Consider the following 13,214-nt stretch of genomic DNA (forward strand, 5'->3'; position numbering starts at 1 on the left):
GGTTGTGGCCGGTGACACGGCGCCCCTCCCGTCCATGTCATCGCGCGGTTACGAGACGATGGCGGCCGATCGGTAAACGTCGATTAACAATTGTTATATGCAGGATGGCAGGTCGCCGCGCAAGCCAGGTACGGGCGGCATCCACCCTCCGCCCCGCATTGCGACAGATCGGTTGGAGCGCCCCTGATGGGGCTCACCGGAACCCGCGTAGCGGAAGTCAGCCGCCGCCATTCGCGATCCAGCGGTCGATCCTCTCCTCAAGCACGGGCAGCGGCAGGCCGCCGGTGCCCAGCACCTGCGCATGGAACTCCTTGATGTCGAAGGCATCGCCCAGCTGCGTCTCGGCCCGCTCGCGCAGTTCCTGGATCTTGAGCGCGCCGATCTTGTAGGCCAGCGCCTGAGAGGGAATCGCGATGTAGCGTTCGACTTCGGAGACGACTTCGGTGCGCGTCATGCCCGAATTTTCGAGCATGAAATCGATCGCCTGCTCGCGCGTCCACCCCTTCGAATGCAGGCCGGTGTCGACCACCAGCCGCATCGCGCGCAGCTGCTCGTCCTGCAATGTGCCGTAGCGGTTCCAGGGATCGTCGTAGAAGCCCATCTCGTAGCCGAGAGTTTCGGCATAGAGCGCCCAGCCCTCGACATAGGACGTCGTCCCGCCAAAGCGCATGAAGGCGGGCAGGTCCTCGTTTTCCTGCGCGAGGCTGATCTGGAAGTGGTGCCCCGGCGCGCCTTCGTGCAGGTAAAGGGTGACGTTGCCCGTCGTCAGGCGGCTGGGCAGGTCGTAGGCGTTGAAGAAGAAGGTGCCCGGCCGCGATCCGTCGGGCGTGCCTGACTGGTACGAACCGCCCGCGCTGAACTGCTCGATCGAAGGATCGTAGGGCTCGATCTTGAGCTCGGTCTTGGGGACGAGCGAGAAGTAGTCGCCGATCTTTTCGTCCACCTGTTCGCCGATGTCGTAATAGCTCTGCGTCAGCGCCTCGCGGCTCTCGGGCTTGAACTGCTCGTCGGTGCGCACGTAGTCGAAGAATTCGTTGAGCGTGCCCTCGAAGCCGACCTCGGCTTTCAGCGCTTCGAGCTCGCCCTTGATCCGCGCGACTTCGGACAGGCCCAGATCATGGATGTAGTCCGCCTCCAGCGGCAGCGTCGTCGTGCTTTCGATCAGCTGTTCGTAGAGCACCTCGCCGCCCTTCATCGCGCTGAGGCCGACCTCCTCGCGCGCCGCGGCGAGATATTCGTCGCGGAGAAAATCGCGCATCCGTTCGTGCGCAGCATAGATTTCCTCGGTCTTGGCGCGATAGGCCTCGGTCAGACGCGCCTTGTCGGCGTCCGAGAAATCTTCCGGATACATCTTCGTCGGGCCCATGAACTGCGAGTCCTCGACCGGGATCGCCAGCTGGGTGTCGAGCTGCGAGATCACGTTGCGGATCGTCAGCTTGGTCTCGACCACGCCGGTCTCCATCCCTTCGCGGAACGCATCGATAGAGCGGTCGGTGATGGCGATGTAATCGTCGTGGCGGCTGAGATTGTCCTCGTAATTCGCGATCGTCTTGAACGGAGCCGCGCCCGTCCCGCTCGCGAAATTGGGATAGAAGGTGTGGAAGCCGCTGAAGTGGTTCACCGGGCGCACTTCGGTCAGCGCGCGGATTTCGGGCGTGCTGCCTTTGAGCGACTGCTCCTGGTTGTAGAGGAACACGTCATAGGCGAGCTGGTCGGTCGCGGTCAGCTTCGCGCGGTCGATCTGTTCGAGCAGCGCGACGTTGAGCTGCGTGTCGCGCAGGCTCGCGTAGAACGCCGCATCGGTCAGGTAATCGCCCAGCCGGTCGGCATTCTCGTCGTCGCCCCGGAACAGGCGGCTGAGCGGATTGAGCTCGAGGCTGCGCGCGTCGGAATCGGCGAACAGCGCGAACAGCTTGTCGTGTTCGGACTGCTGCGCGCTCGTCGTCGACTGCGCTGCGCCATCCTGCGCGAATGCGACGGCGGGCGTCGTGATCAGCGCGAGCGCGGCGGCGCCGGTCAGCAGGTGGCGGATGGTCATGTCGGTGGTCTCCCCAGGAATATGATCGCGCGAAGGCCTAGCCCGGCGCCGCGCGACCGCCAATCGCCTTCTGCAAGCGCAATGCCTGCATCGACGGGCGACGTTGCATCGCCCCAGCGCGTCACTCGATCACGCGTCCGCGCACCATCACGAAACCGACGTCTTCCAGCACGCTGACGTCGTCCAGCGGATTGCCGTCGACCGCGATGATGTCTGCCGAATAGCCGGGTGCGATCCGGCCGATTTCGCTTTCCATGTCGAGCACGCGGGCGGCAACGGTGGTGGCGCTGGCGAAGGCTTCGCGGTCGCTCATGCCCTGCGCGCGCATCAGCGCGAATTCCTCGGCATTGCGGCCGTGGTCGAAGACGCCCGCATCGGTGCCGAAGGCGATCGGCACGTTCCATTCGTGGGCCTGCCGCATGAAGACCTGCGCCTGGTCGTAGACCGCGCGGATCTTCTCCTCGACCACGGGGGTGTAGATGCCCTTGCCCAGCCCTTCGCTGACGCCCTTGAACGCCATCAGCGTCGGGATCAGGATCGTGCCGTTCTCGCGCATCGCGCGCGCCGCCGCCTCGTCGACGAAGGTCGAATGCTCGATCGTGTCGATCCCTGCGCGCGCCGCCGCCTCGATCCCGCGCGCGCCGTGCGCATGCGCCATGACCTTGAGGCCGAGCGAGTGCGCGGTGTCCGCGATCGCGCTCATTTCCTCGTCGGAGAAATGCGCGCCGAGGCCGCGTCCCTGCTGGCTGAGCACGCCGCCGGTGGCGGTGATCTTGATCACGTCGGAGCCGTTCTGGCTGGCGAGGCGCACCTTGGCCGCGCACTCGGTGGCGCCGGTGCAGGTGAAGCCGCTATCGAGCAGCTCGTTGACGTCGGGACGGAAGCCGTTGACGTCGCCGTGCCCACCGATGATCGCGAGCGCAGGTCCGGCGGCGACGATCCGCGGACCGGGAATCATCCCCTCCGCCGTGCCGCGCCGCAGCGCGAAAGCCGATTGCGGCCCGCTGCCCGCCTCGCGCACGGTGGTGAAGCCCGCGAGCGCGGTCAGCCGCGCGTTCTTGGCCCCGACCACGACGCCCCATTCGTCCGCTTCGGTGGCTTCCTTCCAGAAATCGCCGCCCGGATCGCCGGTCAGGTGCACATGCAGGTCGATCAGGCCGGGCAGCACGGTCTTGCCGGTCAGGTCGATCACCTGCGCGTCGCCAGCAGCGGTGCGGTAGCCCGCCTCGATCGCGACGATGCGTCCGTCCTCGACGATAATGGTCGAGGGGCCGCTCGGCTCGCCCGCCGCATCCGCCAGCACCGAACCGGCGTGGATGAGCGTCGTCTGCGCCACCGCCGGCGCGGCCAGCAGTGCCGTGCAGCTTGCGATCATCGAGAACAGGATACGCATATTCACTTCCCCCCTTGCTGCGCGCGTTGATGCCTTCCCGGTCGCTCCCGCGCAAGCAGAACGCCCTCCGGTTGTCGACATACGCCCACCCTGTATGAAATAGCGCGACACGAACGAACGAGAGGATACCGATGACCCGAACGCTTTTCGCCACCGCCACGCTGCTCGCTGGCGTTTCGCTGACCGCCACCGCGCAGGCGCGCCCGATGACGCCCGAAGACGTTGCCAGCCTCGATAGCCTCGGCGCGATCGCGGTTTCGCCCGATGGCACGCGCGTCGCCTACACCACCGCCAGCCTGCCCGATGTGACCGAGGGGGAGGAGAACGGCTTCTATTCGCAGCAGCTCAAGATGGCATACGGGCCGGATAATGCCCGCGTCTTCCTGCCCGAGGACGTGTCGGTGTCGAGCGTCAAGTTCTCGCCCGACGGGCGCATGGTCAGCTTCCTGTGGTCGAAGGACGAGGAGGACCGCGCCGTCTGGGGCATTCCCGTCGATGGCGGCGCGCAGGTGAAGCTTGCGGGAATCGAGGATGCGGGCGTGCGCGGCTACGCCTGGGGGCCCGACGCGAGCACGCTCTACCTGCTGGCCAGCCCGGCGAGCGACGAGGATCGCGAGGCGGAGGCCGAGGACGGCTTCAACGCGATCGTTTACGAAGAGGAATCGAAGTTCAATCGGCTGTTCGCAGCGCAGGCTGGCGGCGAGGAGATCGATGCCGAGCCGCGCGAGATCACCGTGCACGGCTACGTCACCAGCTTCGCGGTGACGCCCGACAACCGCTACGGCGTGATCGAGAGCCAGCCGACCCCCGCGATCGACGACACCTATACCTCGACACGGATCGCCATCCTCGACCTTGCCGACGGCCGCGTGCTGCGCGAGGTCGCAACCCCCGGCAAGCTCGGCGATATCGAGATCTCGCCCGACGGACGCCAGCTATCGATGGTCGCAGGGATCGACGTCAACGATCCGGCGGCGACCACGCTCCATCTCGTCGACGTGGCGACCGGCGAATACCGCGCGCTCAACGCAGGCGCGGCCGAGGCGGCGGGCGACACCGAATGGATGAGCGACGGGCGCCTCGCAGTGATCGTCGACAAGGGGGCGGACACGATTTTGCGCATCTACAACGCCGACGGCAGCGTGGCGCGCGAAGTCGATCCGGGCGCGCTGATCCTCACCAGCCTCGAAAACGGCGGCAGCGAATCGCTGTTCGTATCCGCCAACAGCCCGCGCCATCCCGGCGAGCTGTTCGCCTTCGATGGCAATGGCTTCACCCGCTGGACGCAGCACAACCCATGGCTTTCCGAAATCACCTTCGGCGACCAGCGAACCTACACCTACACCGCGCGCGACGGCCAGCAGGTCGAAGGCGTGCTGGTCGAGCCGGTCGGCGGCACGCCGCGCGGTGGCGCTCCGCTGATCATGGACGTGCACGGCGGGCCGGAAGCCCATGAATCGAACGGCTGGGTGACCGGCTACAGCAATCCCGGCCAGGTCGCGGCGGGCATGGGCTATGCCGTGTTCCTGCCCAATTATCGCGGCTCGACCGGCTATGGCACCGCCTTTTCCAAGGCCCACCAGAACGACTATGCGGGCAAGGAATTCAACGACATCGTCGATGCCAAGCGCGCGCTGGTGGAGGACGGGATCGCCGATCCCGATCGCACCGGGATCACCGGCGGCAGCTATGGCGGCTACGCCAGCGCCTGGGGCGCGACCGCGCTGAGCGCGGAATACGCCGCCGCCGTGATGTTCGTGGGCATTTCCAACCAGATCAGCAAGTTCGGCACGACCGACATTCCGATGGAGATGTACAATGTCCACGCGCGCAAGTGGCCGTGGGAAGACTGGCAGGGCATGCTCGAAGTCAGCCCCATCTACCACGTCGACAAGGCTGAAACGCCGATCCTGATCATGCACGGGGCGGAAGACACGCGCGTCGCGCCGAGCCAGAGCTACGAGCTCTATCGCAACATCAAGGTGCGCAAGCCCGACACGCCGGTGCGGCTGGTCCTCTTCCCTGGCGAAGGCCACGGCAATGCCCGCGCCGCGTCGCGCTACGACTACAACCTGCGCATGATGCGCTGGTTCGAAACCTATCTGAAGACGGGCGACCGCAAGGCCGAAATGCCCGCACCACGCCCCGAGTTGAATATCGACGACGATAGCGAGGACGACAGCGAGGATTGATTTCCCGCCCAGATCGGGGAAAAATCGAACCAGAATGGGGCGCGCAAGGGATGACCTGCGCGCCCTTTTTCGTGCCCATCGTGCCCTACCGAATGCGACACTTTCCAAAATAGAAAGTTTTGACTTGCCGAATCGGAAAGTCACGCCTACCTCTTTCCATATTGGAAAGTGAAGGACCCTCCGATGGACAAGAATGAAGCACAATCGGCACTGGATGCCGTCAGGAATACCGATCGTGCGATGGCCGACCGGATGCGCTGGCCGTTCTGGCGGCACGCGATTTTCGGCGCGATGATGGCGCTGGTGCTGCTGGCCATCGCCCTGCCCAGTGCGGCGCGGATGCCCGTGCTGGCTCTCGTGGTGCTGCTGGTTTTCCTCGTCGTGCGCGATGACAAGACGCGCCACGGCATGTTCGTCAGCGGGTACCAAAAGGGCCGCACCGGCTGGGTCTTGGTACTCCAGTTCGCGTTGCTCGCCGCGTCGCTGGCGGCAACCATCATGCTGGTCGATAGTCCTCTGACGAGCCCGCTGTTCTGGGCGATCGCAGCGATACTGCTGATCGGCAGCACGGCTCTCAGCCTGCTATGGGAAAAAATCTACCGGTCGGATCTGAAGGCGGGCCGGGCATGAGCTCGCAAATCGACCTGACCCTGCACGCTCCGGCAAGGTTGCAGATTGCCGCCATGCTGGCGCGGGCCGACGAGGTGGAATTCGCGACCATCCGCGAGGTGACCCAAGTGAGCGACAGCGTTCTCTCGAAACACCTCACCGCCCTTTCCGAAGCCGGCTATGTCAAGATCGTGAAGGCACCGCGCGACGGACGCCAACGCACCTGGGCATCGCTGACCCGGACCGGACGAAGCGCCTTTGCCTCACACATGAATGCGCTGCGCGAACTTGCTGCCGCGGCCGAACAGGCAGTGGGGGCGCGGTGATCGCCGAGGGTCGGGGCCGTGTCCCGATCAGAACGTATAGCCGACCCCGCCGCCGACCAGCCACTGGTCGCGGCTGCCGCGCTGGGCGACGAAGGGCGAGTCCGCCGCATCGCCGATCACGCGCGAATATCCGCCGATGGCGAACAGCGCGAGGCCGCCATTGGTGAGATCGCCGTCGAGGTCGAACCCGCCGATCAGATTGGCCCCGACCCGGTTGAAGCCCGCGCCCGCGTCGTAGGTCGGCAGGCCGCTGGCGAGCGCCTGGCTCGGCGTGACCGAGTAGTAGTAATCGTTGAACTTGTCGTCGGCGTGCTCGGCCGACACCGCAAGGCTGACGGCGGCGCCGCGGCTGACCGGCGTGAAGTAGGTAATGCCGGGGCTGACGGTGAAGCCTTCGTGCGCGCCGGCGATGTCCCACCTTGCGTCGACGCTGAAGCTGATGCTGTCGTAGGGGTTGAGCAGACCCGAATAGCTGACGCCCGCGCTGGGGCCGACTTCGACTGCGGTGTCGAGTTCGCCCGCCGCGGCCACCACGGGATCCTCGATATCGCCGGTGCGGCTGGTGCGCAGACGCAGCGCGGGGCCGAACGAGAAGCCGACCGGACCGCTGCGGTCGGGAATGAAATTGAGCGCCGCGCCCGCGGCACGCGGTTCGATATCGACCCCGCCGAGGCTGCCCCGGATCAGCGGGAGCGGGAAGACCTCGTAATCGTCCGACCCGTCATATTCGGGCGCGAAGCCCACCCCGACGCCGATCTGGACCCAGTCGCCATCGAACACCCCGGCATCGACCGGGCCGGCCGTATCGGATCCGGAATCGGCCGCAGGCGTCTGCGCCCATGCGGGGGTCGTGGCGAACACGCCGGCGAGGATGGCGGCGGCGAAAGATGGTGCGAAACTGCGCATATGGTCTAAAATTCTCCCGGTTCCTCGCCCGAACGGGCCGAGCCGACCAACGTTCCAGCACTATGCGATGCGCCCGTCGGCGAGTTGCGCCAGAGCAACAAAGGACAGATTGCCACGTGATCGCAACCAGCTGATTGATCGGGCGATGAAAATCCTGATCGCTGCCGCCATGGCACTTCTCGTCCCCACGGCCCTTGCGGCGCGGGCGGACGGTTCGATTTCTCCCCCGGCAGCGCAGCAGGCCAGCAGCCACGCGCGGCTGGCCGAGGCAATCAATGCCCGATCGGTGCACGAGGCCGCGATCGAGGCGGTCCTGCGCGACATGCGGACCGTGATGATGCGCGACCCCAACCTCGTCCTGATGGAGCGCCGATGCGAGGGACTGGTCGATTCGATCATGGCCGTGTCGGGTCCGCTCATCATCGAATACGGCAATGTCGAGCGCAGCGTCACCCGCGCCGAAATGGCTGCCCTGTTCGAGGAAGAGCTGACCGGGGAGGAGGCGAGGCAGCTCGCCGCGTTCTACGAGAGCGAGAGCGGGCAGCGCATCCTCTCGGGCGTCAATGCGAACCTCAATTTCGAAAAGTCGATCGCGGGCAGCGTGCCGAGCGGCCCGGATATGCCGGTCAGGATCGACGAACGCGACGCCGAATCCGATACCCGGCGGATGGTCGCGGGCATGATTTCGGGCCTGAGCCAGGAAGAGCTTGAGGAAATCGAACGCGAGATCGTAGCCATCCCCGCCTTTCCGAAGTTCGAGGCCCTCGCGCCGCAAGTGACCGCGCTGCGCCTCGAGATCGCCAATCGCGACCTCATTCCGGGATTCAACGAACGGCTGGACGCGGCGATGAACACCGCGATCGCCGCGCAAATGGAGACATGCGGGCTATAGTCACCATTTGCGTGACGCCCGATTGCCCATAAGGGATTGCGCGATGACGCAATCACGTGCCGACTTTGCCATTATGGGCGGCGGCCTCGCCGGGGGACTCATCGCGCTCGCCCTGCGCCGGGCCGATCCCGCGCTCTCGGTCGTGCTCGTCGAGGCGGGTGAGCGGCTGGGCGGCAATCATCGCTGGAGCTGGTTCGAAAGCGATCTGGCGGCCGAGGGGCATGCGCTGCTCGGCCCTTTTCGCAAGATCCACTGGCCCGCCGGCTACGACGTCCATTTCCCCGAACATTCGCGGCGGCTGGACAGCACTTACGTCTCGCTCTCCTCGGTCGACTTCGATGCTGCGCTGCGGCGCGAGCTGGCGCAATCGACGATCCACACCAGCCGCGAAGTGGCGCAGGTCGATGCGCGGGGATGCACGCTCGCGAACGGAGAGCGGATCGATGCGCGCTGCGTGATCGATGCGCGTGGATACATCCCTTCCGATGCCTTCGAGGGCGGCTGGCAGGTCTTCATGGGCCGCCACCTGCGCACGCCCGAGCCGCACGGGGTCGACCGCCCGATCGTGATGGACGCCAAGGTCCGCCAGCTCGGCGCGTTCCGCTTCGTCTACACCCTGCCGCTGGCCGCCGACGAGCTGTTCGTCGAGGATACCTATTACCAGGACACGCCCGTGCTCGACCGCGCGGCGCTGTCGGGCCGGATCGATCGCTATTGCGAGCGGCTGGGCTGGCACGGCGATCCGCTGGCCTACGAAACCGGCGTGCTGCCGGTGGTGACGGGCGGGGACCTGCCCCGCTACCAGCGCGAGGTCCGCGTGCCCGGCGTCGCGCTGGCGGGCGCGCGCGCGATGATCGCGCATCCGCTGACGAGCTACACCCTGCCCTTCGCGGTCGAGACCGCGCTGCTGGTCGCGCAGAACCGCGACCTACCGGGCGAACAGATGGCCGCCCTGCTGGAGGCGCATGCGAGGCGCGTGTGGAAGCGCACGGGCTTCTACCGCATGCTCGGCAAGATGCTGTTCGGGGCGGCGAAGCCCGAGGAACGCTACCGCATATTCTCGCGCTTCTATCGCCTCGATGCGGGGCTGATCGAACGGTTCTACGCCGGGAGGTCGAGCGCTGCGGACAAGCTGCGGACCCTTACCGGCAAGCCGCCCGTTCCCATCCCGCGTGCCCTGCGCGCGCTGGCGGGCAACCAGCCCGCCCTCGCTCCCGATACTTCTTCTCCCGCCCCCTCCTCACCACAAGGACCGCACGATCATGGCTGACAGCCACTCAAAGACTTCCAGTGCATGCGTGATCGGAGCCGGCTTCGGCGGCATGGCGCTCGCCATCCGACTGCAGAGCGCGGGGATCGCGACGACCGTGATCGAGGGGCGCGACAAGCCCGGCGGACGCGCCTATTTCTGGGAGAAGGAGACCGACAAGGGCATCTTCACCTTCGACGGCGGGCCCACGGTCGTCACCGATCCCGACTGCCTGAGGGAACTCTGGGCCCTCTCGGGCCACGACATGGCGAAGGATGTCGAACTGACCCCCGTCATGCCCTTCTACCGCCTCAACTGGCCCGACGGCACCAATTTCGACTATTCGAACGACCACGACGAGCTGTTCGCGGAGATCGCCAAGCTCAACCCGAAGGACGTCGAAGGCTACCAGCGCTTCCTCGAATATTCCGCCGGGGTCTACGAGGAAGGCTACGTAAAGCTTGGCACCGTGCCCTTCCTCGACTTCAAGTCGATGTTGAAGGCCGCGCCCGCGCTGGCGAAGAAGCAGGCCTACCGCAGCGTCTATTCGATGGTGTCGAAGTTCGTCGAGAACGAGAAGCTGCGCCAGGCGCTGAGCTTCCATACGCTGCTGGTCGGCGGCAATCCGATGAAGACGAGCAGCATCTACGCGCTGATCCACAAGCTGGAGATGGACGGCGGCGTGTGGTGGACCAAGGGCGGCACCAACCAGCTGATCGCGGGGATGGTCCGCCATTTCGAGCGGCTCGGCGGCGTCATGCGCGTGGGCGATCCGGTGGTCGGCATCGATGTCGACGGCAAACGCGCCAAGAGCGTGATGACCCAGAGCGGTTTCGTGCAGACCTTCGACGCGGTCGCCAGCAACGCCGACATCATGCATTCCTACCGCGACCTGCTCGGCAAGTCGCAGCGCGGGTGGAGCATGGGGCGCAGGCTCAAGCGCAAGAGCTACAGCCCCGGGCTGTTCGTGGTCCATTTCGGGCTGGAAGGGAACTGGCCCGGCATCGCGCACCACATGATTCTGTTCGGCCCGCGCTACAAGGGCCTGCTCGACGACATCTACCAGCACGGCGTGCTGCCCGAGGATTTCTCGATCTACCTCCACCACCCGAGCAAGAGCGATCCGAGCATGGCGCCGCCGGGGCACAGCACCTTCTATGCGCTGGTCCCGGTCGCTCATCAGGGCAAGCTGCCGGTCGACTGGGACGAGGTCGGGCCATTGCTGGAAAAACGCATCCTCGACGAGGTCGGCAAACGGCTGGTGCCGAACATCCACGAGCGGATCGTGACCAAGTTCCACTACGCGCCGAGCGATTTCTCGGCCGACCTCAACGCGCACCTCGGCAGCGCCTTCAGCCTCGAGCCGGTGCTCACGCAGAGCGCGTATTTCCGGGGCCACAACCGCGACGACGTGATCAAGAACTTCTACCTCGTCGGCGCAGGCACCCATCCGGGCGCAGGGATTCCCGGCGTGGTCGGCAGCGCGAAGGCAACGGCGGGGCTGATGATCGAGGATCTCACATGATCCTCCCCGGAACGGGGAGGGGGACCAGTCCCGGACTTGATCCGGGAATGGTGGAGGGGCACGCTCCGTGATCACGGGTCCCCGCCAGACGGTCAAAATGGCACGCAAACTTCGCAGCGAGATGTCGCTGCCCGAGACCTTGCTATGGGCCGAGCTGCGGAAACGTCCCGGCGGGTTCAAGTTCCGGCGCCAGCACCCGGCCGGTGACTATGTGCTCGATTTTTATTGCACGAAGGCAAAGCTCGCGGTCGAAGTGGACGGCATGGCACATGATAGCGCAGATGCCACCCTTCGCGATGCCAACCGATCTGCCTTTCTGAAGTCGCGCGGCATTGCGACCACGCGCGTTCCGGCAAACCTGATCCTTGCGGATATCGAGCCGGTCGTTAACCCGTCTGACCGAAATTTGCAGAGAGCGTATGCGAGAACACACCGTGCCCCTCCACCGGCCTGCGGCCGGTCCCCCTCCCCGTGCCGGGGAGGAACTGTGAAAAGCCTCGCCATCTATTGCGGCTCCGCCACCCCGCCCGATCCGCGCTATATCGAGCTGGCGCGCGATGTGGGCGCGCAGCTCGCCCGCCGCGGGATCGGCGTCGTCTATGGCGGCGGGCGGCTCGGCCTGATGGGCGCGCTGGCGCAGGGTGCGCTTGCCGAAGGCGGCGAGGTGATCGGCGTGATCCCGCACGCGATGGTGGAGCGCGAGTTCGCCAACCACGACTGCACGCAGCTGATCACGGTCGACACGATGCACGAACGCAAGGCGCATTTCACCGATCTGGCCGACGGTTTCGTGACCCTGCCGGGCGGCACGGGGACGATGGACGAACTGTTCGAGGCGCTCAGTTGGGCGCAGATCGGCTACCACGAAAAGCCAGTCGGGCTGCTCAACGCCTTCGGTTTTTACGATGGTCTTGTGGAATTCGTAAACCGGATGGCCGATACGGGTTTCATTCGCGCAACACATCGCGAGATTTTGCAGGTTGCGGACGGTTTGCCGGAACTGCTCGACAAGCTGGAATCTTATATCCCCAATACACCGATCTACCGCATGAGTGCCGACCAGTTGTGACCCAGACCCGACCGCTTGTCCCCTCGCGCTTCGTGCGCCCGTCGATCCCGCGCGCCGGGGGCGGCAGGGACCGCGCCGGGCTCGTACGCGAATCCTATGCGATGATCGCGGACGGATCGCGCAGCTTCGCGCTTGCCTCCAAGTTGTTCGACAGGCCGACGCGCGAGCGTGTGTGGATGCTCTACGCCTGGTGCCGCCGGTGCGACGACCTGGCCGATGCGCAGGACCTCGGCGGCGAACTCGGCGACCAAGCGGGGATCGAGGACCGGCTGCAGGCGATCAAGGTGCTCACCCGCCGCGCGCTGGAAGGCGGGGCCACAGCCGATCCGGCATTCGATGCGCTGGGCCAGGTCGCGGGCGAGGCGGGCATCACGCTCGACATGGTGAACGAGGTCATCTCAGGCTTTGCGATGGACGCCAACGGGTTCAGCCCGACCACCGAGAAGGAGCTGATGCGCTATTGCTACCACGTCGCGGGCGCAGTCGGCGTGCTGATGGCGCGGGTGATGTTCGCGCCCAACGACAGCTTCATTTACGACCGGGCGTGCGACCTGGGCCTCTCGTTCCAGCTCGCCAATATCTCGCGCGACGTCATCGAAGATGCGCGCGCCGGGCGCTGCTACCTGCCCGAAGACTGGCTGGCCGACGCGGGGCTGAGCCGCGAGAACTACGCCGACGAGGAAAACCGGTTTGCGCTTGCAGGCGTCGTCGCGCGGCTGGTCCACCGGATGAAACAATACGAGGATGCCGCGCGGCTGGGCGCCAAGCACCTGCGCTTCCGCCAGCGCTGGGCAGTTCTGTCCGCCGCGCGCATCTACGGCGCGATCGGACAGAAAGTGCTCGAACGCGGGCAATATGCATGGAACCGCCGCGTCTACGTGCCCTTCCACGAGAAGCTGTGGCATGTCGGCGGCGCTTTCTTCGAAGCGGTGACCCGCCGCGCGCCCGAACCCGTCGAATGGCCGCCCTACAAGCGCGAGGATCTGCGCCCCGTCGCCGGGTGGTAGACCTGCGG

General features: G+C 65.9%; 11 protein-coding genes and 1 pseudogene. 9 read left to right on the forward strand and 3 right to left on the reverse strand.

Annotation, left to right across the window (positions count from 1 at the left end):
* Positions 1-217: 217 nt before the first annotated feature.
* Complete coding sequence (locus tag DL238_RS00480; protein WP_115490475.1) at positions 218-2,038, reverse strand: DUF885 domain-containing protein; 1,821 nt, start codon at positions 2,036-2,038, stop codon at positions 218-220.
* Between the two features lie 121 nt (positions 2,039-2,159).
* Entirely contained in the window at positions 2,160-3,431 is a 1,272-nt protein-coding gene (locus DL238_RS00485; RefSeq protein WP_115490476.1) for a metal-dependent hydrolase family protein, read from the reverse strand.
* Between the two features lie 131 nt (positions 3,432-3,562).
* On the opposite strand from DL238_RS00485, the gene DL238_RS00490 reads away from it, so the two are divergent.
* The 3 genes from DL238_RS00490 (at position 3,563) to DL238_RS00500 (ending at position 6,558) form a co-directional block, all read left to right on the forward strand.
* Entirely contained in the window at positions 3,563-5,623 is a 2,061-nt protein-coding gene (locus tag DL238_RS00490) for a S9 family peptidase (RefSeq protein WP_115490477.1), read from the forward strand.
* Between the two features lie 183 nt (positions 5,624-5,806).
* Positions 5,807-6,253 carry a hypothetical protein gene (locus tag DL238_RS00495; RefSeq protein ID WP_115490478.1) on the forward strand — a complete coding sequence of 149 codons (447 nt, stop codon included), beginning with the start codon at positions 5,807-5,809 and terminating at the stop codon, positions 6,251-6,253.
* The gene (locus tag DL238_RS00500) at positions 6,250-6,558 is read left to right on the forward strand and encodes a transcriptional regulator (RefSeq protein WP_115490479.1); all 309 of its coding nucleotides are present in this window, start codon (positions 6,250-6,252) and stop codon (positions 6,556-6,558) included. Before DL238_RS00495 ends, DL238_RS00500 begins: the two co-directional genes overlap by 4 nt.
* Before the next feature lie 27 nt (positions 6,559-6,585).
* Here the strand turns inward: DL238_RS00500 and DL238_RS00505 are convergent, their stop codons facing one another.
* On the reverse strand, positions 6,586-7,464 hold the full coding sequence (locus DL238_RS00505) for a MipA/OmpV family protein (RefSeq protein WP_115490480.1): 879 nt from the start codon (positions 7,462-7,464) through the stop codon (positions 6,586-6,588).
* A 145-nt stretch (positions 7,465-7,609) separates the two neighbouring features.
* Between DL238_RS00505 and DL238_RS00510 the strand changes: the two genes are divergently transcribed.
* From DL238_RS00510 to DL238_RS00535, 6 genes and pseudogenes are all read left to right on the forward strand, one after another.
* Positions 7,610-8,356, forward strand: coding sequence for a DUF2059 domain-containing protein (locus tag DL238_RS00510; protein ID WP_181883771.1), 747 nt, complete (start codon positions 7,610-7,612; stop codon positions 8,354-8,356).
* A gap of 43 nt (positions 8,357-8,399) precedes the next feature.
* Positions 8,400-9,626 carry a lycopene beta-cyclase CrtY gene (crtY, locus tag DL238_RS00515; RefSeq protein WP_115490481.1) on the forward strand — a complete coding sequence of 409 codons (1,227 nt, stop codon included), beginning with the start codon at positions 8,400-8,402 and terminating at the stop codon, positions 9,624-9,626.
* The gene (locus tag DL238_RS00520; protein ID WP_115490482.1) at positions 9,619-11,130 is read left to right on the forward strand and encodes a phytoene desaturase; all 1,512 of its coding nucleotides are present in this window, start codon (positions 9,619-9,621) and stop codon (positions 11,128-11,130) included. The genes crtY and DL238_RS00520 overlap by 8 nt, the downstream gene beginning before the upstream one ends.
* 121 nt (positions 11,131-11,251) lie before the next feature.
* Positions 11,252-11,461: pseudogene (locus DL238_RS16265) on the forward strand (endonuclease domain-containing protein); the annotation flags it as partial.
* 156 nt (positions 11,462-11,617) lie between these two features.
* Positions 11,618-12,199: an LOG family protein gene (locus DL238_RS00530; protein ID WP_115490483.1), complete on the forward strand. Its 582-nt coding sequence runs from the start codon at positions 11,618-11,620 to the stop codon at positions 12,197-12,199.
* Entirely contained in the window at positions 12,196-13,206 is a 1,011-nt protein-coding gene (locus DL238_RS00535; RefSeq protein ID WP_115490484.1) for a phytoene/squalene synthase family protein, read from the forward strand. Before DL238_RS00530 ends, DL238_RS00535 begins: the two co-directional genes overlap by 4 nt.
* Positions 13,207-13,214: the final 8 nt, after the last annotated feature.

This window comes from Alteriqipengyuania lutimaris, from assembly GCF_003363135.1.
Classification (GTDB): Bacteria; Pseudomonadota; Alphaproteobacteria; order Sphingomonadales; family Sphingomonadaceae; genus Alteriqipengyuania; species Alteriqipengyuania lutimaris.